This is a genomic window from Thioclava sp. (assembly GCF_048263065.1).
GTDB lineage: Bacteria > Pseudomonadota > Alphaproteobacteria > Rhodobacterales > Rhodobacteraceae > Thioclava.
The window spans coordinates 526,439-548,795 of sequence record NZ_JBLXEM010000001.1 but is presented as its reverse complement, the minus strand read 5'-3'; the positions used below and the strand labels follow the sequence as shown (position 1 = coordinate 548,795).

The window sequence follows — 22,357 nt, the reverse complement described above, 5'->3', positions numbered from 1 at the left end:
GCGGGCCTAGGCGTCAGACGCATTGGTTTTCAGCCGGAACATGACGGCTGCAGCAAGCGCATGGCTCAACAGGGTTCGGTTACAACGGGGGACGAGTGGACGTTCAAATCAATGGGTCTGAAGCCTAAAAGGCGCGGCGTCACCGACATTATTTTAAAGAAAGATTGGCCGCCCTTGCGCCTGCGACAGGGTCGCTGCATCCGCAAGCTTTTGCGCGCGCAACCCGTCGGTGATGCCGGGCGTAATCGGCGTGCCGTCCAAGACCGCGCGCACAAAATGCGCCATTTCGGCGAAATAGGCGGCGGCGTAGCGTTCTAGGAAAAAATGCTGTGCGGGGGCTTTGCGAAACCCCGTATCGGTTGCGACCTCGACGGTGTTTTCAAGCATATTTTCTGCGCGCAACATGCCCCGCGCGCCGTGAACTTCGATGCGCTGATCATAGCCATAGCTGGCGCGGCGCGAATTCGATATCTGGCAGATCTTGCCCGACGCCGTGGTCAATATCACTGCCGCCGTATCGACATCGCCCGCCGCCGCAATCGCGGGATCAACGAGCGCCGCGCCGGTGGCATAGACTGAGACCGGCTCGTCCCCGCCCAGCAGGAAGCGCGCCATGTCGAGATCATGGATCATCATATCGCGAAACAGCCCGCCCGAGCTTTGGATATAGCTGATCGGCGGCGGGGCGGGGTCGCGCGACAGGATCGTCACGATCTCGACCGCGCCAATTTCGTCCGCCACGATCCGGGCCTGCAGATTGGCAAAATTCGGATCGAAACGGCGATTGAAGGCGGTCAGGAACGGCACGCCCGCACGCTCCACCGCCTTGATGCAATCCTCGATCCGCGCGGCCGACATATCCACCGGTTTTTCACAAAATATCGCCTTGCCCGCAGCGGCGGCGGCATGGATCAGATCGTAGTGCGTATCGGTCGGCGTGCCGATCACCACCGCATCGACGTCCTTGCTTTCGATCATCTCCATCGACCCCATCACGCGGGCCTCGCTGCGCGCGGCTAGCGCCGCCGCCGGTTCGGGGAAGGCATCGGCGACGGCGGCGATCCTTGCGCCCTCGATCTGACGGATTGAGCGAGCATGGACCTGACCGATCCGCCCGCATCCTAAAATCCCAATATTGAGCATTTTACTCTCCCTTGAACGCTTGCAGCACCTGACGCGTGGCCGCGACCAGAGGTTCATGCGTTTCCTTCATAATCTGCACCCGATCAAAGCGGTCGGGATCGGCATTGACCGCCGCACGCAAAGCTGCCCCGAACGCCATGCGCAGTTCGGTTCCGATATTGAATTTACAGATTTTCGAGCCGCGCGCGAGCGCCCGGCGCTGCGCCACCGGCACGCCCGAGCCACCATGAATGACGAGGGGCAGATCGGTCACGGCCTCGATGGCGCGGATGCGGGCCTCATCCAGCCCTCCCTCTTTGCCTTGCTGCAAATGCACATTCCCCACCGAGATCGCCATCGCATCAACGCCAGTTTCACGGGCGAAACGCGCGGCCTCACCCGGGTCGGTCCCGGCCGAGCCTTCACCGCCAGAGTATCCGACAAAGCCGATCTCGCCTTCGCAGGACACCCCTGCCGCATGGGCCATCTCCACAATGGCTGCTGTCTCGTCGATATTTTGCGCCAGCGCTTTGCGCGAGCCGTCAAACATCACCGAGGTGAAGCCGCTCTCAATCGCCTCCTTACATTCCTCGAACGTGTAGCCGTGATCGAGATGGGCGACGACGGGCACGCTGGCTTCTTCAGCCAAGTAGCGAAACATCTTGCCCAGGATCGGCAGCGGCGTGTGTTCGCGGCACGATGGCCCGGCTTGCAGGATCACCGCCACGCCCTCGGCCTCGGCGGCGGCGACATAGGCGCGCATATCCTCCCAGCCCAACGTGACCAATCCGGCCACCGCATGGTGCTGGCGCAATGCGGGCTGCAAGATATCGGCAAGGGTCACGAGGCTCATTTGAACTTCGCCACCATATCCATGATGCCCGGAATAGTATGAAGTTGGGCAGCATGGGTGGGTTGAAAATACTGCTTCAGACTACGCTGGCTTAGCCCGCCGAGGATGGTGAAATAATACATCTCATAGCCCGGCAGCACCGCGCACGGGTGATATCCCTTATCGATCAGGATCGTTGAGCGATCCATGATGTGATAGGCATCGCCCGGCTTGTTATCCTCGCGCTGCAGCATCTGCAGCCCCGAGCCGTAATCGGGGCGGAAACGGAAGTTGTAAGTCTCGTCATGGCGCGTCTCGTCAGGTAGACGGTCGGTGTCATGCTTATGGCTCGGGAAGCCTGACCAGCCACCCTGCCCCACGGTGTAAAGCTCGCTCACCAGAAGACGACCGACCTTGTCGTGATGCTTGCTGCCAAGGATATGCTTGATCTTGCGATGGGTCTTAGTGTCATCCGAGCCGTATTGCACCTTATCAAGCGCATCGGCGCGCACATCGAAGGGCTCTAGCACCTTGTCGTATTTCGCCCCTGCGATGAAGGTCTCCGTGTTGTCCGTAAGGCATGTGATGCGGACGCGAGCACCGACGGGAACGTAAACGCCCTCGGGCTCGCCATCCCAAACATCGACGGTGCGATTGCCGATCCCCTCATACACCGCGCCTTCGACATCCACATCGACTGTGCCCGTGGCGGGCACAACGCAGGTTTCATAACCCGGCACGGTATAATCGAAACTCTCGCCCTTCTTGAGCTTGACGATGTTGAAATAGTTCAGCGGGACGAGGTCGTGATCGACATCCACGATGGGTTTGTTCTGGTTGTCATGGGGCGCGATATGCATGGCGTCTCCTTTTCAGCTTTGTGTTGGGCCGGGATGGGTGGCGAGATAGGCGTCCAGCTCGACAGTGTCGGGCATGGCGGGGGCGCAGCCGGGTTTGGCGACAACGATCGAGGCGCAGGCAGAGCCGCGCAGGACCGCCTCGCCCAAGGGTCGCCTCCGAGAGAGCGCGTCGAGGAACCCGGCCATGAAACTGTCGCCCGCCCCGGTGGGTTTGAGCGCGGTGGTGGGAAAGATACCGTTGCGCAGAGCTGCACCATCGGCAAAGGTAACCGAGCCTTGCGGCCCCATCTTGTAGACCACGATAGCCGCGCCCGACCCCGCCAGATCGCGCGCCTTGTCCATGCCCTGCGCAATCCCTCCGGCCATAAAACCGAACTCTTCGTCATTGCCCACGATCACGTCAGACAGGGCTGCCGCGCGTGAGAGAACGTCTTGCGCGACCTCTGGCGAAGGCCAGCTATAGGGGCGGTAATCGACATCGAAAATTACCGCCAGCCCGGCAGCGCGCGCCAACTCGAACGCACGGAACGCCGCACTGCGCGAAGGTTCGGCGGCAAAGACGGTGCCCGCCGAAACCAGCGCGCCATAGCGAGAGAAATCCACCACATCGACATCGTCCAAGCTCATCTGGAAATCGGCGGCATTGTTGCGATAGATAACACTTTGATGCTCTTGCATGCGCGTTTCATACAGCGCCAGAGAGGTGCGTTCCTCGCCCCGGATGCGCTTCACCAGCGAACGGTCCACGCCATAGGCATCAAGCTGAGCCTCGCAATACCAGCCCACCGCATCATCGGACACGCAGGTCATCAGCGCCGCCTTGCAGCCAAGCTTGACCAGCCCCGCCGCGATATTGGCCGCACTGCCGCCCATCGCGACCATCATGGTTTGGGCCTCGCGCAGACGCGCGCCGGGCGGGTCCGGCGTCAGGTCCATGCCCACCCGACCGAGCACGAGAAAATCGCGCTTTGCGATTGCATCGAGGACCATCACACGCCCCGCCGCTGCTTATGGCGACTGGATTCCCAGTCCTCATGCGCCTCGCGCACCTTCGCGCTATCCGACATCTGGGGTGTGCCCACCTCCCACCAGGCATGGCCCTGCGTAGTCCAGCCCTCGTAAGGATCGACATCCATCACGATCACATAGGTCCGCTCTGATGCTTTGGCGCGCTGGAACGCCGCCGCCAACTCATCCGGGTTAGCGACCTTTTCCGCCGCCGCCCCCATTGCCGCGGCATGGGCCACGAAATCAACGCCGAACGGTTCGGGGATGGTCGGGCAATCGGCAAGCAGGTTATTGAAGCTTTCATTGCCGGTGTTGTTTTGCAGCTTGTTGATCACCGCGAAGCCACCGTTATCGAGCACCAGCACGATCAGCTTTTTCTGACTGAGGACCGAGGAATAAATATCGGAATTCAGCATCATGTATGATCCATCCCCGCAGAAGGTGATGACGTCCTGATCGGGTTCACGCTCGGATTGCGCGATGCGCGCACCCCAAGCGCCTGCAATCTCATAGCCCATGCAGGAAAAGCCGAATTCCACATCGACCGTGCCCACATCCAGCGTGCGCCAATTCGCCGTGACCTCGGCAGGCAACCCGCCAGCAGCAGCCACAACGCGGTCGCGCGGATCGCAATGCGCATTCACCACGCCAATCGCCTGCGCATAGGAATTGGGGCGATTGCCGGGGGCGACGTTCTTGGCAACGTAGTCGTCCCAAACCTTACGCTCGCCCTGCGCCCGACTGACCCATTCGGCGGGTGCAGTGTAATTGAGCGCCTGTGTCAGCGCCGTCAAAGAGACACGCGCATCCCCCACCACCGGCAGAGACATGTGCTTCATCGCGTCATGGCGCGCGGCGTTGATCGCGATGATTGTGGCATCCTGCGCGAATGCTGTCCACGATCCGGTGGTGAAGTCCTGCAAACGCGTGCCGATAGCGAGGATCACATCGGCCTGCTCGGCAATCGCGTTGGCACTATCTGATCCCGTCACCCCGATCGGCCCGATATTAAGCGGATGGGTGGCGATCAGATTGGCACGCCCGGCAATAGTTTCGACCACCGGGATCTGGTGGGTCTCGGCGAAACTCGTCAACGCCGCCACGGCGCGGGAATACTGAACGCCGCCGCCTGCGATAATCATCGGACGCTTTGCCGATTTCAGCAACGCCACCGCATCCGAAATTTCGGCGGGATCGGGCGCCTGACGGCGGATGCGGTGAACCTTCTTCGCAAAGAACGCTGTCGGATAGTCATAGCTCCAGCCTTGCACATCTTGGGGCAGACCAAGAAAGGCTGGACCGCAATCCGCCGGGTCCAGCATCGTTGCCAGCGCATTGGGCAGCGATTGCAGGATCTGCGCCGGATGGCAGATCCGATCCCAATAGCGCACGACCGGCTTGAACGCGTCATTCACCCCGAAGGTCGGATCCGAGAAATTCTCCATCTGCTGCAAGACCGGGTCCGGCAGGCGTGTGATGAAGGTATCGCCACACAGCAACAACATCGGCAGCCGGTTAGCATGGGCCAGCGCCGCTGCGGTCAGAAGGTTCGCGGTACCCGGCCCTGCGCTAGCGGTGCAAAACATAAAACGCTGGCGCAGCCACTGCTTTGCATAGCCCGCCGCCGCGAATCCCATGCTTTGCTCATTCTGGCCGCGATAAAGCGGCAGCACGTCCTGCACACCATGCAGCGCCTCACCCAAGCACGTCACATTGCCATGGCCAAAAATGCCAAAACCCCCGCCGCACAGGCGCAACTCCTGCCCGTCAATCTCAATGAACTGATTGGAAAGCCAGCGGATGGTCGCTTGGGCCGTGGTCAGGCGAATTGTGTCTGTCGGCGTTGTCATGTCAGCGCGAACCTTTTTGTCGGGAAAATTCGGACGGGTGCCGAACACAGCTTGCGGGGTTACGATTCTCAGGATACAACTTTTGCAACCGGTTGCAAATTGTAATTCAAAATCTCGGAGGATGTTGCGATGACTCGGATCGGGATCGGCATTCTGGGTGGCGGCTACATGGGCAAGGCCCATGCGGTGGCGATGTCTGCCGTTGGGGCGGTGTTCGACCCTGCCCTGCGCCCGCATCTAGAAATGGTCTGCGCCTCTAGCGCGCAAAGTGCTGAACGCTATCGCGCCGCCTATGGCTTTGCACGCGCCACCGATGACTGGCGCGTGCTGGTGAATGACCCGGCAGTTCAGGCCGTGATCATTGCCAGCCCGCAGGAAACCCATCGCGATGTGGCGCTGGCCGCGTTCGAACTGGGCAAGCCCGTGTTTTGTGAGAAACCACTAGGCGCGTCATTGCAAGACAGCGCCGAGATGGTGGCGGCCGCCGAGGCCTCGGGCGTGGCGAATATGGTCGGCTTCAACTATATCCGCACCCCCGCCAGCCAGTTCGCCCGCGACCTGATCGCGCGCGGCGAGATCGGCGACATCACTTGGTTTCGCGCCGAGCATACCGAGGATTTCTACGCCGACCCGCAGGCCCCCGCGAGCTGGCGTACGCAAGGCGCGGCCAATGGCACGATGGGCGATCTGGCGCCGCATATCCTCAACGCCGCGCTGGCGCTGATCGGCCCGATTGCGCGCGTCATGGCCGAGATCGAAACCGTTCACACCACCCGCCCCGGCGGTGTCGTCGATAATGACGATCACGCCCAGATGATGTGCCGCTTTGAAAATGGCGCAATGGGGCAAATCTATGTCTCGCGCATCGCCACCGGACGCAAGATGGGCTATGCCTATGAAATCACTGGAACAAAGGGCGCAATCCGGTTCGATCAAGAAGATCAGAATGCGCTTTGGCTCTATCAGGCCGAGGGGCCCGAGGCGACGCGCGGCTTCACCAAGATCCTGACCGGCCCCGCCCATCCTGATTACGCCGCCTTCTGCCAAGGCCCTGGCCACGGCACCGGCTATCAGGACCAGATCATCATCGAGGCGCGCGACTTTCTAAGCGCCATCGCCACTGGCACGCCAGTCTGGCCAACCTTTCGCGACGGGCATGAGGTGAACCGGGTGATCGCGGCGGCGATGGCCTCGGCGCGCGCGAAAAAATGGCACGATATCGCGACATTTCCCGGATAGGAGAGGCAAGAGAATGGCTATCAGAATTGGCAATGCGCCCTGTTCATGGGGTGTCGAATTCGCGCAGGATCCGCGCAATCCCAGCTGGCAATCGGTGCTGCAGGATTGCGCCGATGCGGGCTATAAGGGGATCGAGCTTGGCCCCGTCGGCTTCATGCCCGAAGACCCCGCCGTTCTGGGCGAGGCGCTGTCGTCCCATGATCTGGAGCTGATCGGCGGCGTGGTGTTTCGCGCCTTTCACGACCCCGCGCAATGGGAGGATGTGCTTGATGGCACGCATCGCACCTGCAAGGCGTTGCAGGCCCATGGCGCGCGCCATCTGGTGCTGATCGACTCCATCTCACCGCGCCGCGCCCCCACCGCCGGGCGCGCCGGTGAGGCCGAGCAGATGGACGCTTCCGAATGGGGTGCCTATCGCGACCGGATCGCGCAGGCCGCAAAGATCGGGGCGCAAGACTATGGGCTGACGGTGGGCATTCACGCCCATGCCGCAGGCTTCATGGATTTCGAGCCGGAACTGGAACGCCTGCTGGATGAGGTCGATGAAGACATCCTGAAAATCTGCTTCGATACCGGGCATCACTCCTATGCGGGCTATGATCCGGTGGCCTTCATGAAGCGCCATATCGACCGCATCTCTTATATGCATTTCAAGGATATCGACCCGTTGGTCAAAGCCCGCGCCGTGCAAGAGCGCACCGGGTTTTACGATGCCTGCGGTCAGGGAATCTTCTGCAACCTCGGTCAGGGCGATGTCGATTTCCCTGCTGTGCGTCAGGTGCTGCTGGACGCGGGTTTCGAAGGCTGGTGCACGGTCGAGCAGGATTGCGACCCACTGTTGGACCCGGACCCTGTTGGCGACGCCAAAAAGAACCGGGAATATCTTGAATCCATTGGATTTAACTGAGGAGCGTGCGAGATGTCTAAACTGAAATGGGGCATGATCGGGGGCGGAGAAGGCAGCCAGATCGGGCCGGCGCACCGCCTCGGCGCGGGGCTGGATGGGGCATTTGATTTCAGCGCGGGCGCGCTTGATCATCGCCCCGAGGCCGGGCGTGAATATGGGCAGCGGCTGGGGCTGGCCCCTGATCGCGCCTATGGCGATTGGCGCGAGATGCTAGAGGGCGAGCGCGCGCGTGAAGACCGCGTCGATCTGGTCACCGTCGCCACGCCCAACGCCACCCATTTCGAGATCACCAAGGGGTTTCTCGAAGCGGGCTTTCATGTGCTGTGCGAAAAGCCAATGACGATGACGGTCGAGCAAGGCGAAGAGATCGTTAACCTCGCGCGCGAGACCGGCAAAATCTGCGCCGTGAATTACGGCTATAGCGGTTATTCACTCGTGCGCCACATGCGCGCGATGGTGGCGCGCGGCGATCTGGGGCAGATCCGTCTGGTCAAGGCCGAGTTCGCCCATGGCCATCACGCCGATGCCGCCGATGCAGACAATCCGCGGGTGCGCTGGCGCTATGATCCCGCGCAGGCGGGGGTTTCGGCGCAGTTTGCCGATTGCGGCATTCACGCGCTGCACATGGCCAGTTTCGTGATCGGACAAGAGGCGCGGATGCTGTCGGCCGATACGGTCAGCTGCATTGCGAGCCGCACGCTGGAAGATGACGCGATGGTCAATCTGCGCTTTGACGGGGGCGCGGTCGGGCGGCTCTGGACCAGCTCCATCGCGATCGGGCGCCAGCACGGACTGACCTTGCAAGTCTTTGGCGAGAAAGGCGGTTTGCGGTGGGCGCAGGAACAGCCCAACCAGCTGTATTGGATGCCTTTGGGCGAGCGCCTGCAAGTGATCGAACGCGGCGAGGCTAATCTGTCGCCCGAGGCGGATCGCACCAGCCGCGTCACGATTGGCCACGCCGAGGGGATGCCGCTGGCGTTTGCCAACATCTATGCCGATCTGGCCGAGGCTATCCGCGCCGAGAAAGAGGGCCGCGCCATGGACCCGGCCGCCAACCTTTATCCGCGTGCCGAAGACGGTCTGCGCTCGATGGCGGCGGTGTTTGCCGTGGCGCAAAGCGGTCAGGCCGAGGGTGTCTGGGTCGATGCGCGCCCGCCAATGTTTCGCTAAGAGAGCGGGCGCAGGGTCGCCCGCTCAATCACGGAGCACGGGAATATCCGCGCCTCTGGATAGCGGTCGGGCTCGTCCAGCATCGCCACCATGAGTTCAATCGTGGAGGCGATGATCTGGCGGATCGGCTGGCGGATCGTGGTAAGATTGATATTCTCCCAACGCGCCATTTCCATGTCATTGAGCCCGATGATGCCAATATCGCCGGGCACATCCAGCCCGCTTTCGCGGATCGCAGACAGCACCCCGATCGACAACACGTCATCACCGCAGAAATAGGCCTCGGCGGGGCGCGCGCGCAGCAATCGCAGCATTTCGCGCCGTCCCGCATCAAAAGAATAGGCATCGGCAAAGGAGTAGCTGGTTTTGATCGCGCGATGCGCCGAAAGCTCGGTCATGAACCCGCTATAGCGATCCTGCGTTGACGTCGCCCCTTCGGGGCCACCCAAAAAGGCCACATCTCGATAGCCATGCGCGATCAGCGTGCGTGCTGCCATCCGCCCGCATTCCACGTTGTCGATCCCCACCACATGCACTTGCGGCGCGGTCGAGGCCCGCCCGAACGCATGCACCACCGGAATGCCGACATCGCGAAACGCCTTGGCAAAGCCGGGCGGTAAGGTAGAGGACGCCACCACCACCCCATCGACCGAATATTGCCGCAACATGCGCACCGAGGCCTCGGGCTCGGTCTCATCCGACAGGTTCACCAGCAACGGACGTAAACCGCGATCCTGCAGGCCTCGGGTGAACAGGTCGAACACCTCGAGAAAAATCGGGTTGTGAAAGTTGTTCGACACCAGCCCGATCAGCTTGGTGCGCCCGGTGGTGAGCGACGAGGCCAGCGCGTTGGGACTGTAGCCCAACTCGCGCGCGGCCTTCTCGACCTTGCGCCGCATCTTGTCCGAAACCGAGGCCCCTTGCGTGAACACGCGCGACACCGCCGAGCGCGAAACCCCGGCGCGTTGTGCAACCTCTTTCAACGTAACGGCCATTCCGGTCTGCTCCCTCTGCGCCTGTTGCGCGGTTTCTAGCGCGTATCGCAACTCTGCGCAGCTTGAAAGAGTGCGATGATTTTTGCAACCGGTTGCAAGAATAGTCCCGACATGCTTTACTCCGACTCGGAGGGGCAAAGGCGAGACACGCATTTGCCGGGAGACAGTCAATTTTTGGGAGGAAATCATGACGTCACTGATGAAACATCTGGCGCTGGCGGCTGCGGTCGCGGCAGCGCCTCTGATGGCGGCCACATCGGCCTCAGCAGAAGGTGAAACGTACATTCTCGTCAGCCACGCCCCCGACAGCGATAGCTGGTGGAACACAATCAAGAACGGTCTGGCACTTGCGGGCAAGCAGATGGATGTGCAGGTCGAGTATCGTAACCCGCCAACAGGTGACTTGGCCGATATGGCGCGCATCATCGAGCAGGCTGCTGCCTCAAGCCCGACCGGCATCATCACCACGCTGGCCGATTACGATGTGCTCTCCGGACCGATCCGAAACGCCGTGGATTCCGGCATCGACGTGATCATCATCAACTCCGGCACGCCCCAGCAGGCCCGCGACTTGGGCGCGCTGATGTATGTCGGCCAACCCGAATATGACGCGGGTCTTGCCGCAGGACAGCGTGCCAAGGCCGATGGCATTAGCACCTTTCTGTGCGTGAACCACTACATTAGCTCGCCCTCTTCGACCGAGCGGTGTCAGGGCTTTGCCGATGGGCTGGAGGTCGAACTGGGCAACCAGATGATTGACGCTGGCCAAGACCCGTCCGAGATCAAGAACAAGGTTCTGGCCTATCTTTCGGCCAATCCCGAAACCGACGCGGTGCTGACGCTCGGCCCGACCTCGGCCGATCCGACCATTCAGGCGCTGGAAGAAAACGGCATGGCGGGTGACATCTATTTCGGCACGTTTGATCTGGGTGAGGAAATCGTCAAAGGTATCAAAGCGGGCATCATCAATTGGGGCATCGACCAACAGCCCTTCTTGCAGGCCTATCTGCCGGTGATCGTAATGACGAACTATCACCGCTACGGCGTTCTGCCCGGCAACAACATCAATTCCGGCCCCGGCTTCGTGACTGCCGACGGCTTGGAAATGGTCGAAAAATTCGCCGGTGAGTATCGCTGAGCTGATGTGAACCGGGGGCGGCCGCTGCGCATAGGCCGCCCCCTCTCTTTTCTCTTTCTCGGAGCATCAACGCGCCATGTCACACGCCCCCACCCAATTGCCCGATGACGAGAGGATCAAGTCGCGCTCGCGTCTGCGCGAGGCCTTGATCCGCCCTGAACTGGGCGGCATCGTCGGCACCATTGTCGTCTTTGCCCTGTTTGCAGTCTTCGCCCACGACAGTGGCATGTTCAACAGCCAAGGCATCATGAACTGGAGCCAAGTCTCGGCGCAATTCATGATCATTGCGGTGGGCGCCTGCCTGCTGATGATCGCGGGCGAGTTCGACCTCTCCGTGGGCTCGATGATCGGCTTTTCGGGTATGATGATCGCGATGTTCTCCGTCACCTTGGGCTGGCCCGTCTGGCTGGCGATCATCGTGACCTTCGTGCTGGCTTTGGCTATTGGCGCGCTCAACGGCTTTATCGTGGTGCGCACCGGGCTGCCCAGCTTCATCGTGACACTAGCCTCGCTGTTCATCCTGCGTGGCTTTACGATCTATTTCCCTCAGACGATCGAGCGCAAAACGATCATCGGCGGCGTCTCCGAGGCGGCGCAGGGCGATTGGCTCGCGGCGGTGTTTGGCGGCAAGATCCTGACGGGTGTGTTCACTTGGCTGGGCAATGCCGGGATGATCGCCACCTTTGATCGCGGCCTGCGCAAAGGACAGCCGGTCGTTGATGGCGTGCCGATGCTGATCGTCTGGGCGCTGGTTCTGGTTGTGATCGGTCATATCGTTCTGACGCGCACGCGGTTCGGCAACTGGATCTTCGCCAGCGGCGGCGATGCGCAAGCTGCACGCTATGCCGGTGTGCCAGTGAACCGCGTCAAGATTTTGATGTTCATGTTCACCGCCTTCTGCGCCACCGTCTTTGCGACCTGTCAGGTGATGGAGTTCGGCTCGGCCGGGGCGGATCGCGGCTTGCTGAAGGAGTTCGAGGCGATCATCGCCGTGGTGATTGGCGGCGCGTTGTTGACGGGCGGTTATGGCAGCGTCATCGGGGCTGCGCTTGGCGCGCTGATCTTTGGCGTCGTGCAGCAAGGGCTGTTCTTTGCCGGGGTCGAAAGCTCACTGTTCCGGGTGTTTCTGGGCGTCATCCTGCTGTGCGCGGTGATCCTGAACACCTATGTCCGTCGCCTGATTACCGGGGAGAGATAAGATGAACGAGCATGCTCCCATCATCCAGATGAAGAATATCGAAAAGCATTTCGGCTCTGTGATCGCGCTGGCCGGGGTCTCTCTTGAAGTGTTTCCCGGCGAATGTCATTGCCTGCTGGGCGATAACGGCGCGGGCAAATCGACCTTCATCAAGACCATGTCTGGTGTGCACAAACCCACCAAAGGCGAGATCCTGTTCGAGGGCAAGCCGCTGCAGTTCGACCGGCCGCGTGACGCAATCAACGCCGGGATCGCGACCGTTTACCAAGACCTCGCGATGATCCCGCTGATGTCGGTCAGCCGCAATTTCTTTATGGGCAACGAACCCTTGCGCAAGGTCGGGCCGCTAAAGTTCTTCGACCATGAGCACGCCAATTCGGTAACGATGGAGGAAATGCGCCGCATGGGCATCAACCTGCGCGGCCCCGATCAGGCGGTGGGCACGCTGTCAGGCGGCGAGCGTCAGACGGTCGCAATTGCGCGCGCAGTGCATTTCGGTGCGAAGGTGCTGATCCTGGACGAGCCGACCTCGGCGCTTGGGGTGCGCCAAACCGCGAATGTGCTTTCGACCATCGACAAGGTGCGCAAGCAAGGGATCGCGGTCGTGTTCATCACCCATAACGTGCGCCACGCGATGGCGGTGGCCGACCGCTTTACCGTTCTCAATCGTGGCAAGACGCTGGGCACCGCGCAGCGCGGCCAGATCACGCCCGAAGAGTTGCAGGACCTCATGGCCGGCGGTCAGGAACTGGTCGAGCTGGAAGGCAGCCTTGGCGGCACCGTCTGAGGGGGTTGTGTAAAAGCAGGACAGCAACGCGGGCGACCGCCTGCTTTCCTGCAGCCTTGCGTTTGCCGCGTGAAATGCGCCTTCAAGGCGTGCTCGGTAGGCCGCCCAGCGCCATCAATAGCTGGGCCACGTTGGCTGCGTTGTATTTGCGCAGCAGGCTGGCGCGGTGCAATTCGACCGTGCGGTGCGAGATGTCGAGCTTGCGCGCGATCTCTTTGGATGTGTCGCCCTCGCCCAAAAGCATGATCACCTGACGTTCGCGCGGCGTTAACGGTTGCACCGGACGCTGGTCGGAAATGTCAGCAAAGCTCCAGACGGCGCGCATCAAAGGGCTGTCTGGGGTAAAGGTGCGCCCGCGCACACGACACCAAAATTGCGCGCCATCCTTGCGCGCCATGATGCGTTCGTCCCAATAGCGGTTCTTTTCGCGCAATTCCTTGACACCTTTGTCGCGGATCTGCGCAAATTCTTGCTCTGACAGGTAAAGCATGGCGAAGCTTTGGTCGCGCAGCTCCTCAACCGTGTAACCGAACATCGCGGCGAAGCTGCGGTTACAGGCCCGGATCACCCGGTTCTCGGTGATCACCAGACCTATCGGTGCCTCCATAAAGCCGAGCGCCGCAAATTCACCGCGCGCAAAGGCATCGTCGGCGGCGGAATACTGGGACTGGTTAGGTATTTCCACGATCTTGCCCGGGCGAACGCCCTCTGCCAACATTTCGCGACCGGAATTGGCCGATGAAAGAATTAGTCGATAACCGGGCACGGCACAACGCACTTGGCTGTGTCGACACAGGGAGGAGAAACCATGAAAACTTCGATCCGCCTACTCGGCGGTGCCTTGGCTGCGGCATTGATCGCCGCGCCGGTGCTTGCCGACACTGTTAAAATCACGCTCATCCACGGCACCTCGGGTTCAAGTCTCGATGTCTATTCGAAGCAGGATGAGATCGGCTTCAAAATGGGCCTTGAATACGCGACCAACAACACGATGGAAGTGAACGGCCACAAGATCGAGCTGATTCACAAAGACACCCAGTTCAAGCCCGACGTCGCGCGCGCCGTGCTGGCCGAGGCCTATGGCGACGACGACGCGCTCATCGCGGTCGGCGGCACCTCGTCGGGCGTGACCAAGGCGATGCTGCCAATCGCCAAGCAATACAAGCGGATCTTGATTGTCGAGCCGGCGGTGGCGGATTCGTTGACGGGCAAGGATTCCAATCGTTACGTCTTCAAAACTTCGCGGAACTCATCGCAGGATATGCAGGCGCAGGCGCTTTCGCTGAACCCCGACAAGGATCTTTATGTCGCGACGCTGGCGCAGGATTATGCCTTCGGGCGTGACGGGATCGAGGCGTTTAAATCGGCGTTGAAGGACAGTGGGGCGACGGTTGTCGACGAGGAATACGTCCCGCTTAAAACCACTGATTACACCGCGGCGGCAGAACGCATGTTCGCGGCGCTCAAGGACAAGCCGGGCCGCAAGGTGATCTTGATCTATGTCGCCGGCGGTAGTGATCCGCTGAGCAAGATCGCCGGGATGGATCCGGGCCGCTATGGCATTGAGCTGTCGGCGGGGGGCAACATCCTGCCCGCGATGGTGTCTTACAAGGCGGTCCCGGGCATGCTGGGCGCGACCTATTACTACTACGGAATCCCCAAAAACCCGATCAACGACTGGCTGGTGACAGAGCATGAAAAGCGCTACAGCACGCCGCCCGACTTCTTTACTGCGGGTGGTATGACGGCAGCGCTGGCAGTCGTGAAGGCGCTCAAGGAAAGCCCCTCGCTCAAAACTGACGATCTGATCAAGACGATGGCGGGGATGAGCTGGGACACGCCCAAGGGTGAGATGATCTTCCGCGCCTCGGACCATCAGGCCATGCAAGACATGTATGCCTTTAAGATCAAGGTCGATCCGAACGTCGACTGGGCCGTGCCCGAACTTGTGCGGGTCATCAAACCTTCCGAAATGGACATCCCCGTCGGGCGAGAAAACAAGAACTGATCCCCCGAAGGCAATGATCCCAAGTCTTGGCCGCCTCGCCATGGGGCGGCCTCTACAACAGGCAGGAGACAGCGCGATGCCCCCCTCGTTGGAGACCCGTGATCTGACGATCCGCTTTGGCGGTCATGTCGCGGTGAACGGCGTGAGCTGCGCTTTTCACCCCGGCGAATTGACCGTGATCGTCGGGCCGAACGGCGCAGGAAAGACAACGTATTTCAACCTGATCTCGGGCCAGCTGCGCGCGAGTTCCGGGCAGGTGCTGAAGGACGGGCGTGACATTGGCCGCCTTGCGCCCTCGGGCCGTGCGCGGGCGGGGGTGGGGCGCGCCTTTCAACTGACCAATCTTTTCCCCGAGCTGAGCGTGCTGGAAAATATCCGCCTTGCGGTGCAGGCGCGATCAGGCGTCGGGCGGCAGTTCCTGCGCCGCGCCTCTGGCCATCGCGAGCTGATCGAGCAGGCTGAGGGTTATCTTGCGCAAACCCGTTTGACCGGGGTCGCGCATCAACCCGCCTCGGCCCTGTCACATGGCGATCAGCGCAAGCTTGAGGTCGCGCTTTTGCTGGCGATGGAGCCTGATGTCTTTATGTTCGACGAGCCCACCGCGGGAATGTCGCTTGACCATGCGCCCGACGTGCTGGACCTGATCGCCGAGATCAAGAAAGACCGCAGCCGCACCGTGCTGCTGGTCGAGCACAAGATGGACGTTGTGCGCGCGCTCGCCGACCGGATTATCGTGCTGCACAACGGCACGTTGCTGGCTGACGGCAAGCCCGCCGAGGTCATGGCCTCGGACCTCGTGCGAGAGGTCTATCTCGGCAAGCGGGGGGCGGCATGAACGCGCTTGAACTCAACGGCATCGAAACCCGCATTGGTCGCTACAATGTGCTCCACGGCGTCAGCTTTACCGTCCCCAAGGGCGGCGTTTTTGTCCTGCTCGGGCGCAACGGCGCGGGCAAAACGACGACGCTGCGCACGATTATGGGGCTTTGGGCGCCCCATGCCGGATCGATCCGGTTCCAAGGCACGGAAATTAGCGGGCTGCACACGTCGGTCATTGCACGCAAGGGCGTGGCCTTTGTGCCCGAGGACATGGGCATCTTTCGCGCCCTCACTGTGGCGGAAAACATGGCGCTCGCCACGGCACGCGGGCAATTTGATAGCGCGCGACTGGACTGGATCTTTGATCTGTTCCCCGCGCTCAAGAAATTCTGGAACACCGCTGCGGGCGGGCTTTCGGGCGGGCAGAAACAAATGCTGGCAGTCGCGCGCGCGATCATCGAACCGCGCGAGCTGATCCTGATCGACGAGCCAACCAAGGGGCTTGCCCCTGCGATCGTAGACGCGATGACCGAGGCTTTCCAAGAAATAGCCCGAGACACCACGATCCTGCTGGTCGAGCAGAATTTTGAATTTGCGCGCGCGCTCGGGCGCGACATGGCGGTGATCGAGGACGGGCGCATCGTGCATACCGGCTCAATCGACGCCTTCGCCGAGGATACCGAATTGCAGACCCGTCTGCTGAGCCTGTCGGTGTGAGGGAAACAAGAATGACCATGAACCAAACACTCAATCGCCTTGGCAACGTGAATTTGCTGCCGCTCATCCTCGCGCTGATCGCGTTCGGGCTGATCGGTTCGCCCTCGGTCTGGCTGACGCTGACCGTCGCGGGGCTTGCGATGGGGATGATGCTGTTCCTGATGGCCTCGGGGCTAAGCCTCGTCTTTGGGCTGATGGATGTGCTGAACTTCGGTCACTCCGCCTTTGCCTCGCTCGGCGCCTTCGTTGCGGCCACGGTGCTGGCCCACATGTCGGGCTGGCTGGGCTCGGAAAGTTGGGTGCTGAACCTTTCGGCACTGATGATCGCGATCGGGGCTGCAGTGCTGTTCGGGCTGATCGGCGGCTTCCTGTTCGAGAGGATAATCATCCGCCCGGTCTATCGCGATCACCTGCGCCAGATCCTGATCACCATGGGGGCGCTGATCGTGATCGAGCAGCTGATCTTCGTGATCTGGGGCGGCTCGCCGCTGAATGTGGCGCGCCCGAGGTTCCTGCAGGGGTCATTCGTTTGGGGCAACGTCTCGATCGAGACCTACCGGATCTTCGCGGTGGTTCTGGGCGTCATGGTCTACGCTGCGCTCTCCCTGCTTCTCAATCGGACCCGCGTGGGCCTTCTGGTGCGCGCGGGGGTCGAGAACCGCGAGATGGTCGAGGCGCTGGGCTTTCGCGTTGGCCGGCTTTTTATCGGAGTTTTCATGCTCGGCTCGGCGCTGGCCGCGATGGGTGGCGCGATGTGGGCGGGATACCAGCAATTGATCTCGCCGACGCTCGGGGCGCAGATGATGATCGTGGTTTTCATCGTCGTGATTATTGGCGGGCTTGGGTCGATTGAGGGCACGCTTTTGGGGGCGCTGATGGTCGGGCTGATCGATAATTATGTGGGCTTTCTCATGCCCAAGGCGGCGCTGGCATCGAACATGGTGTTGATGATGGTGATCTTGATGTGGCGGCCCAACGGGCTTCGCCCCGCAGTGAAATAGGGGGCGCATATGGCACGGCTTGGCATTGGCGGCTGGAGCGTCCGGCTGATCGTTTTGGGGATTGGCATCGCCCTTTTGTTCGCGCCCTTCCTGTTTCCCGGTGTGCGCGCGATTGAGGTCGCCGCCCGGATCTGCGTTTTCATCGTGCTGGTGGCCAGCTACGACCTGCTGATTGGCTACACCGGTATTGTCAGCTTCGCGCATACAATGTTCTTCGGCCTTGGCGCTTATGGCGTGGGGATCGCTCTGGCACAGCATGACGCAAGTTGGAGCGCTCTGATCCTTGGCGGCGCGGCGGGTGTGCTGGCGGCGCTGGTCTTGGCGGTTCTGATCGCGCTTTTGTCGCTCAGGGTGAAGGCGATTTTCTTTGCCATGGTCACGCTCGCCGTCGCCTCGGTTGCGCTGGTGCTGGCCTCGCAGCTTTCGAAACTCACGGGGGGCGAGGACGGTCTTACCTATTCAGCGCCCGACCTTTTCAGCCCCGCGACCGCGCTTTTTCATGACGCGTCCGGGCGGACTGCGCGGCTTTTCGGGGTGCGTATGGATGGCAAGATAGCGGCCTATTATTTCATCTTTGGCGGTTCGCTTGTCTTTTATCTGATCTTGCTGCGCGTCACGGTCTCGCCTCTTGGCACGGTGCTCAAGGCCATCCGCGAAAACGAGGCCCGCGCAGAGGCGCTGGGCTACCGCGTCGTGGCGTACCGAACCTTTGTCTTCGGCTTCACGGCGGTGATGGCAGCACTGGCGGGCGCCCTATATGCGACGTGGCTGCAATATACCGGACCCGACACAACGCTGAGCTTTGAGATCATGGTCGACATCCTTCTGATGGTGGTAATCGGCGGCATGGGGACCATGTGGGGGGCAGTCATCGGGGCAGCGGCGCTTGTCATGGCGCAATACTACCTGCGCGACTTGATGCAAGCAGCCTCCGACGCGCTGATCGGGCTGCCGATCCTGCCCAATCTGCTGAACCCCGACCGATGGCTCTTGTGGCTGGGAATCGTGTTTATCCTGCTGGTCTATTTCTTTCCCGCCGGAATTGCAGGCACCCTTGCTGGCCGGGAGACACGCAAATGACCCCCAGATCCCGCTTTATCGCGATCCCCGATCATGAAATCCATGTCACCGAGTGGGGCGCCCCTGACGCTCCGGCATTGGTGCTTTGGCATGGTCTTGCGCGCACCGGACGCGACTTTGACGAACTCGCGGCAGGACTGTCTGACCATTGGCGCGTGATTTGCCCGGACACGATCGGGCGCGGGTTCTCAAGTTGGGCGCATGACCCCGATGCCGAGTATTGCCTCGACGCCTATGCGCAGCAGGCGCTGGCGCTGCTTGACGCGCTAGAGATCGAGCGGGCAGCTTGGCTGGGGACCTCAATGGGCGGAATCATTGGCCTGCGTATCGCCTCGGGGCCACACGCGTCGCGCCTTAAGGCGCTGATCGTCAACGATATCGGGCCGGAACTGCCACAACCCGCGATTGACCGAATCCTCGCCTATACTGGCACGCCGCCCGTGTTTGCGACGGTGGCCGAGGCTGAGGCGCGACTGCGGCAGGTCTACATTCCGTTCGGTCCCGCCGGGGATGATTTCTGGCAGCGCATGGCCGAAACCTCTGTGCGACGGCGTGATGATGGCCGCCTGACATTGCATTATGACCCGCGTATCGTGCGTCAGTTCGAGGTCCACCCCGAGGATTTCTCGACTTGGGACCATTACGAAACGATCACCACGCCGATGCATCTGTTTCGCGGCGCGCAATCCGATCTTTTGACGCAGGACATTGCCGCTAGGATGCAGACCTGCGGGCCGAAGCCCGGCCTCACCTTATTCGACGAGTGTGGTCATGCGCCAAGCCTCAGCAATCCGATGGCAATCGCCACCGTGAAGCAAGTTCTTTTCGATCTGGCGGGTTAGATCGACGTACCTCGCCAGAGCCGAGCACAGCTCCTTGGAAAAGCGGGTCGGGCTTAGTCCCCGCCCCTCTTAGGAAGTCCCGCCTTAGTAGCTATATTCGGCGTAAATCCGGCTAAGATCGCCATTCCACTCGCCGTGGTATTTTTCCAGCAACTCATCGGCTGGCACGCGCCCTGTTTCCACCGATTCCTCAAGCGCGTTGAGGAAATGGGTCTCATCCGAAATCATGCCGCCCGCGCCGGGACGTGCCCGCGCAGCCAAGCCCGATTTCGCAATCGCCACGGTTTCGCGTGCGAGGTCATGCAGCTGCACGCCACCAAACCCGCCTTGCAGCGCATCGACCGCCGCGGCGTGGCGCAGACCTTCGCGGGTTTCGTGATCCCAGTCTTTCACCAAATCCCAAGCTGAATCGAGCGCGCTTTGATCATACAGCAGCCCGACCCAAAATGCGGGCAACGCGCACAGACGCCGCCATGGCCCGCCATCGGCGCCGCGCATCTCGATGTATTTCTTGGAACGCGCCTCGGGGAAGACGGTGGTCAGGTGATCGGCCCAGTCGCTAAGCGTGGGCTTTTCGCCGGGCAGCGCGGGCAATTCGCCTTTCAGGAAATCGCGGAAGGATTGTCCCAAGGCATTGATATATTTGCCATCACGATAGACGAAATACATCGGTACGTTGAGAACATACTCGACATAGGCATCATAACCGGCACTCTCTTCGAACATGAAGGGCAACATGCCGGTGCGCGCATCATCAAGGTTTTGCCAGATGTGGCTGCGCCACGATTTCATGCCGTTAGGCTTGCCATCAAGGAAGGGGGAATTAGCAAACAGCGCCGTCGCGACGGGTTGCAAAGCCAGCGCCACGCGCATTTTCTTGACCATATCCGCTTCGGATGCGAAATCGAGATTCACCTGCACGGTGCAGGTGCGATACATCATCTGCTTGCCGAGCGTGCCCACCTCATCCATGTAATCCGTCATCAACCGATAGCGCCCCTTGGGCATCATCGGCATCTGGTCCTGGCTCCAAATAGGGGCAGCGCCCAGCCCGATAAAGCGCGCGCCAATCTTGTCGGCCACGCTTTGCACTTCGCGCAGATGCTCGTTCACTTCGTCGCAAGTCTGGTGGATCGTCTCAAGCGGGCCACCAGACAATTCCAGCTGGCCACCCGGCTCAAGGCTGACATTCGCGCCGTTGCGCTCAAGCCCGATGATGTTGCCCTGCTCAAGCACAGGCGTCCAGCCAAAGCCGTCGCGCAGCCCTTCCAGCATCGTCTTGATCGAGCACGGACCCTCATAGGGCAAGGGCAATTGGCGCTTGGCGCAATAGCCGAATTTCTCGTGCTCGGTGCCGATGCGCCAAGCATCGCGGGGCTTCTCGCCCGAGGCTAAGTATTCGGCCAGCTGCTCGTATCTTTCGATCGGACCGCCGCCCTCTTGCGGAATAGACATCAGAGCCTCGCGCTTAATTTCAGGAGGGAACAGGTGGCGCGACCTAGCCTGCAAGTCAAGCGCGAAACCTATTTTCGAATCCACAGGCTCTGTGCGGTGAGGGGCCGATCCAGCGCCGAAGACAGCGCCCCCATGTCGATACCGGGCAGGCTGGCAAAGGCATCGTACAGCGTCTCGGCCCCGGCGGCCTCAAGCGGGATCAGCAATGCTTCGCCCCCGATGGTGCGCAACCGCCAATATTGACGCCCCGACAGATGCAGCAAGCGGATCTCGACCAGCTCGCGCAGCGCTAGCTCACCGCCCATGCCTTGGGGCGCGCTGCTATCTGGGCCGCCAATCGCGCGGGCACGCGATGCCGCAAAATAGGAAATCCGCCCTTCGACCACCTCGACCAGCCCCGGTGCGCCGACCGCACGCGCAAACCGCAAGCGGCGCAGCGCAATCAGCGCAAAGGCAACGCCGATAGCGCAGGCTGCAGCCCCGAGCGGGATCAGCAGCCAGCCGCCGAGCCAGATCAGCCAGCCGCCAAAGGCTACCACGCAAATGGCCGCGATCACCTCACGCCAGCGATGTAGGGCTTGCGCCAGTTCGGGGCGGATCACTGCCAATCCCCGATGCCAATTTGCCAAAGGGTAATCGCCGCGCAAACCGCCGTATCCGCGCGCAGAATTCGCGGGCCAAGGCTGATCGGAGTGACGAAAGGCAGATCCCGCAGTTTGGCGCGCTCGGACGGCGAAAAGCCACCCTCTGGCCCGATCAGAATCGCCCAAGGACCGGGCGGCAAAGTGGCGAGCGTCTCGGCTGGACCAACCAGCGCCTCATCGGCCCACAGGATCCGGCGCGCGGCATCCCAACCATCCAGCAGTTTAGCCAGCGGCTGCAAATCCGCGACCGGCGGGACGAAGGTACCAAGGCATTGCTCGGCGGCCTCGCGGGCATGGGCTTGCAGGCGGTCCTGGCGGATACGGGCGGAATTGGTAAACTCGCTTTGCATCGGCAGGATGCGCGCACAGCCCAGCTCGGTCGCCTTTTCGACGATGAAATCGGTGCGCTCTTTTTTGATCGGCGCGAAGATCAGCCACAGATCGGGCGGATCAAGCTGCGCCGCCGCCTGCGCGACACAAACCAGAACACCACGCTTTTTATGCGCCTCGGCGACCTCGGCGGTCCATTCCCCGTCGCGCCCGTTAAACAGGGCCACGCGGGCGCCAATTTCCAGCCGCATCACCGCGAAAAGGTAATGCGCCTGATCGGGGTCAAGCGGCACGGCTTGCCCCGCGCCCAGCGGGTGCTCTATTGAGAGTCTGATCTTGGCACGTTCCATAGGGC

At 61.4% G+C, this 22,357-nt stretch carries 22 protein-coding genes; 12 read left to right on the top strand and 10 right to left on the bottom strand.

From position 1 onward, the window contains the following. Nucleotides 1-153 precede the first annotated feature (153 nt). Genes iolG through iolD form a run of 5 tightly spaced genes read right to left on the bottom strand, consistent with a single transcriptional unit; the run spans nt 154 to nt 5,672 of the window. Entirely contained in the window at nt 154-1,143 is a 990-nt protein-coding gene (gene iolG, locus ACN0SD_RS02785; RefSeq protein WP_417806684.1) for an inositol 2-dehydrogenase, read from the bottom strand. 1 nt (nt 1,144) lies between these two features. After that, complete coding sequence (locus tag ACN0SD_RS02780) at nt 1,145-1,975, bottom strand: class II fructose-bisphosphate aldolase (RefSeq protein ID WP_417806683.1); 831 nt, start codon at nt 1,973-1,975, stop codon at nt 1,145-1,147. Further along, complete coding sequence (locus ACN0SD_RS02775) at nt 1,972-2,814, bottom strand: 5-deoxy-glucuronate isomerase (protein WP_417806682.1); 843 nt, start codon at nt 2,812-2,814, stop codon at nt 1,972-1,974. Before ACN0SD_RS02775 ends, ACN0SD_RS02780 begins: the two co-directional genes overlap by 4 nt. 12 nt (nt 2,815-2,826) lie before the next feature. Continuing rightward, complete coding sequence (iolC, locus tag ACN0SD_RS02770) at nt 2,827-3,804, bottom strand: 5-dehydro-2-deoxygluconokinase (RefSeq protein WP_417806681.1); 978 nt, start codon at nt 3,802-3,804, stop codon at nt 2,827-2,829. Then, complete coding sequence (gene iolD, locus ACN0SD_RS02765; RefSeq protein ID WP_417806680.1) at nt 3,804-5,672, bottom strand: 3D-(3,5/4)-trihydroxycyclohexane-1,2-dione acylhydrolase (decyclizing); 1,869 nt, start codon at nt 5,670-5,672, stop codon at nt 3,804-3,806. The genes iolC and iolD overlap by 1 nt, the downstream gene beginning before the upstream one ends. A gap of 129 nt (nt 5,673-5,801) precedes the next feature. Between iolD and ACN0SD_RS02760 the strand changes: the two genes are divergently transcribed. Genes ACN0SD_RS02760 through ACN0SD_RS02750 form a run of 3 tightly spaced genes read left to right on the top strand, consistent with a single transcriptional unit; the run spans nt 5,802 to nt 8,988 of the window. Next, a complete protein-coding gene (locus ACN0SD_RS02760) occupies nt 5,802-6,911 on the top strand; it encodes a Gfo/Idh/MocA family protein (protein WP_417806679.1) in 1,110 nt (369 codons plus the stop codon). A 13-nt stretch (nt 6,912-6,924) separates the two neighbouring features. After that, on the top strand, nt 6,925-7,818 hold the full coding sequence (locus tag ACN0SD_RS02755) for a TIM barrel protein (RefSeq protein ID WP_417806678.1): 894 nt from the start codon (nt 6,925-6,927) through the stop codon (nt 7,816-7,818). Nucleotides 7,819-7,830: 12 nt separating this feature from the next. Beyond that, the gene (locus ACN0SD_RS02750) at nt 7,831-8,988 is read left to right on the top strand and encodes a Gfo/Idh/MocA family protein (RefSeq protein ID WP_417806677.1); all 1,158 of its coding nucleotides are present in this window, start codon (nt 7,831-7,833) and stop codon (nt 8,986-8,988) included. Here ACN0SD_RS02750 and ACN0SD_RS02745 read toward each other — a convergent pair. Continuing rightward, on the bottom strand, nt 8,985-9,983 hold the full coding sequence (locus ACN0SD_RS02745) for a LacI family DNA-binding transcriptional regulator (protein ID WP_417806676.1): 999 nt from the start codon (nt 9,981-9,983) through the stop codon (nt 8,985-8,987). The genes ACN0SD_RS02750 and ACN0SD_RS02745 overlap by 4 nt on opposite strands. A gap of 187 nt (nt 9,984-10,170) precedes the next feature. On the opposite strand from ACN0SD_RS02745, the gene ACN0SD_RS02740 reads away from it, so the two are divergent. The 3 genes from ACN0SD_RS02740 to ACN0SD_RS02730 all read left to right on the top strand — a co-directional run bounded on the left by ACN0SD_RS02740 (nt 10,171) and on the right by ACN0SD_RS02730 (nt 13,106). After that, nucleotides 10,171-11,121 (top strand): sugar ABC transporter substrate-binding protein, encoded by a 951-nt coding sequence (locus ACN0SD_RS02740; protein ID WP_417806675.1) that lies wholly within the window; start codon nt 10,171-10,173, stop codon nt 11,119-11,121. 76 nt (nt 11,122-11,197) lie between these two features. After that, nucleotides 11,198-12,319, top strand: coding sequence for an ABC transporter permease (locus ACN0SD_RS02735; RefSeq protein ID WP_417806674.1), 1,122 nt, complete (start codon nt 11,198-11,200; stop codon nt 12,317-12,319). A 1-nt stretch (nt 12,320) separates the two neighbouring features. After that, the gene (locus tag ACN0SD_RS02730; RefSeq protein ID WP_417806673.1) at nt 12,321-13,106 is read left to right on the top strand and encodes an ATP-binding cassette domain-containing protein; all 786 of its coding nucleotides are present in this window, start codon (nt 12,321-12,323) and stop codon (nt 13,104-13,106) included. A gap of 82 nt (nt 13,107-13,188) precedes the next feature. Here the strand turns inward: ACN0SD_RS02730 and ACN0SD_RS02725 are convergent, their stop codons facing one another. Continuing rightward, the gene (locus ACN0SD_RS02725) at nt 13,189-13,791 is read right to left on the bottom strand and encodes a LuxR C-terminal-related transcriptional regulator (RefSeq protein WP_417806672.1); all 603 of its coding nucleotides are present in this window, start codon (nt 13,789-13,791) and stop codon (nt 13,189-13,191) included. Between the two features lie 123 nt (nt 13,792-13,914). Between ACN0SD_RS02725 and ACN0SD_RS02720 the strand changes: the two genes are divergently transcribed. From ACN0SD_RS02720 to ACN0SD_RS02695, 6 genes are all read left to right on the top strand, one after another. Further along, nucleotides 13,915-15,114, top strand: coding sequence for a substrate-binding domain-containing protein (locus ACN0SD_RS02720; protein WP_417806671.1), 1,200 nt, complete (start codon nt 13,915-13,917; stop codon nt 15,112-15,114). A gap of 76 nt (nt 15,115-15,190) precedes the next feature. Further along, on the top strand, nt 15,191-15,949 hold the full coding sequence (locus ACN0SD_RS02715; RefSeq protein WP_417806670.1) for an ABC transporter ATP-binding protein: 759 nt from the start codon (nt 15,191-15,193) through the stop codon (nt 15,947-15,949). Beyond that, nucleotides 15,946-16,650, top strand: a complete 705-nt coding sequence (locus ACN0SD_RS02710) for an ABC transporter ATP-binding protein (protein ID WP_417806669.1) — start codon at nt 15,946-15,948, stop codon at nt 16,648-16,650. The genes ACN0SD_RS02715 and ACN0SD_RS02710 overlap by 4 nt, the downstream gene beginning before the upstream one ends. A gap of 11 nt (nt 16,651-16,661) precedes the next feature. Then, complete coding sequence (locus ACN0SD_RS02705) at nt 16,662-17,651, top strand: branched-chain amino acid ABC transporter permease (protein WP_417806668.1); 990 nt, start codon at nt 16,662-16,664, stop codon at nt 17,649-17,651. Nucleotides 17,652-17,660: 9 nt separating this feature from the next. After that, a complete protein-coding gene (locus ACN0SD_RS02700) occupies nt 17,661-18,731 on the top strand; it encodes a branched-chain amino acid ABC transporter permease (RefSeq protein WP_417806667.1) in 1,071 nt (356 codons plus the stop codon). Beyond that, nucleotides 18,728-19,573, top strand: a complete 846-nt coding sequence (locus tag ACN0SD_RS02695; RefSeq protein WP_417806666.1) for an alpha/beta fold hydrolase — start codon at nt 18,728-18,730, stop codon at nt 19,571-19,573. Before ACN0SD_RS02700 ends, ACN0SD_RS02695 begins: the two co-directional genes overlap by 4 nt. Nucleotides 19,574-19,657: 84 nt before the next feature. Here the strand turns inward: ACN0SD_RS02695 and ACN0SD_RS02690 are convergent, their stop codons facing one another. From ACN0SD_RS02690 to ACN0SD_RS02680, 3 genes are all read right to left on the bottom strand, one after another. Then, complete coding sequence (locus ACN0SD_RS02690) at nt 19,658-21,028, bottom strand: glutamate--cysteine ligase (protein ID WP_417806665.1); 1,371 nt, start codon at nt 21,026-21,028, stop codon at nt 19,658-19,660. Nucleotides 21,029-21,096: 68 nt separating this feature from the next. Further along, on the bottom strand, nt 21,097-21,630 hold the full coding sequence (locus tag ACN0SD_RS02685) for a hypothetical protein (RefSeq protein WP_417806664.1): 534 nt from the start codon (nt 21,628-21,630) through the stop codon (nt 21,097-21,099). Beyond that, nucleotides 21,627-22,352 carry a 16S rRNA (uracil(1498)-N(3))-methyltransferase gene (locus tag ACN0SD_RS02680; protein ID WP_417806663.1) on the bottom strand — a complete coding sequence of 242 codons (726 nt, stop codon included), beginning with the start codon at nt 22,350-22,352 and terminating at the stop codon, nt 21,627-21,629. The genes ACN0SD_RS02685 and ACN0SD_RS02680 overlap by 4 nt, the downstream gene beginning before the upstream one ends. Nucleotides 22,353-22,357 lie beyond the last annotated feature (5 nt).

Bases quoted from the DNA above. Each gene is read 5' to 3' on its own strand.
- iolG (WP_417806684.1), bottom strand. From the start codon at position 1,143: ATGCTCAATATTGGGATTTTAGGATGCGGGCGGATCGGTCAGGTCCAT.
- ACN0SD_RS02780 (WP_417806683.1), bottom strand. From the start codon at position 1,975: ATGAGCCTCGTGACCCTTGCCGATATCTTGCAGCCCGCATTGCGCCAG.
- ACN0SD_RS02775 (WP_417806682.1), bottom strand. From the start codon at position 2,814: ATGCATATCGCGCCCCATGACAACCAGAACAAACCCATCGTGGATGTC.
- iolC (WP_417806681.1), bottom strand. From the start codon at position 3,804: ATGGTCCTCGATGCAATCGCAAAGCGCGATTTTCTCGTGCTCGGTCGG.
- iolD (WP_417806680.1), bottom strand. From the start codon at position 5,672: ATGACAACGCCGACAGACACAATTCGCCTGACCACGGCCCAAGCGACC.
- ACN0SD_RS02760 (WP_417806679.1), top strand. From the start codon at position 5,802: ATGACTCGGATCGGGATCGGCATTCTGGGTGGCGGCTACATGGGCAAG.
- ACN0SD_RS02755 (WP_417806678.1), top strand. From the start codon at position 6,925: ATGGCTATCAGAATTGGCAATGCGCCCTGTTCATGGGGTGTCGAATTC.
- ACN0SD_RS02750 (WP_417806677.1), top strand. From the start codon at position 7,831: ATGTCTAAACTGAAATGGGGCATGATCGGGGGCGGAGAAGGCAGCCAG.
- ACN0SD_RS02745 (WP_417806676.1), bottom strand. From the start codon at position 9,983: ATGGCCGTTACGTTGAAAGAGGTTGCACAACGCGCCGGGGTTTCGCGC.
- ACN0SD_RS02740 (WP_417806675.1), top strand. From the start codon at position 10,171: ATGACGTCACTGATGAAACATCTGGCGCTGGCGGCTGCGGTCGCGGCA.
- ACN0SD_RS02735 (WP_417806674.1), top strand. From the start codon at position 11,198: ATGTCACACGCCCCCACCCAATTGCCCGATGACGAGAGGATCAAGTCG.
- ACN0SD_RS02730 (WP_417806673.1), top strand. From the start codon at position 12,321: ATGAACGAGCATGCTCCCATCATCCAGATGAAGAATATCGAAAAGCAT.
- ACN0SD_RS02720 (WP_417806671.1), top strand. From the start codon at position 13,915: ATGAAAACTTCGATCCGCCTACTCGGCGGTGCCTTGGCTGCGGCATTG.
- ACN0SD_RS02715 (WP_417806670.1), top strand. From the start codon at position 15,191: ATGCCCCCCTCGTTGGAGACCCGTGATCTGACGATCCGCTTTGGCGGT.
- ACN0SD_RS02710 (WP_417806669.1), top strand. From the start codon at position 15,946: ATGAACGCGCTTGAACTCAACGGCATCGAAACCCGCATTGGTCGCTAC.
- ACN0SD_RS02705 (WP_417806668.1), top strand. From the start codon at position 16,662: ATGACCATGAACCAAACACTCAATCGCCTTGGCAACGTGAATTTGCTG.
- ACN0SD_RS02700 (WP_417806667.1), top strand. From the start codon at position 17,661: ATGGCACGGCTTGGCATTGGCGGCTGGAGCGTCCGGCTGATCGTTTTG.
- ACN0SD_RS02695 (WP_417806666.1), top strand. From the start codon at position 18,728: ATGACCCCCAGATCCCGCTTTATCGCGATCCCCGATCATGAAATCCAT.
- ACN0SD_RS02690 (WP_417806665.1), bottom strand. From the start codon at position 21,028: ATGTCTATTCCGCAAGAGGGCGGCGGTCCGATCGAAAGATACGAGCAG.
- ACN0SD_RS02680 (WP_417806663.1), bottom strand. From the start codon at position 22,352: ATGGAACGTGCCAAGATCAGACTCTCAATAGAGCACCCGCTGGGCGCG.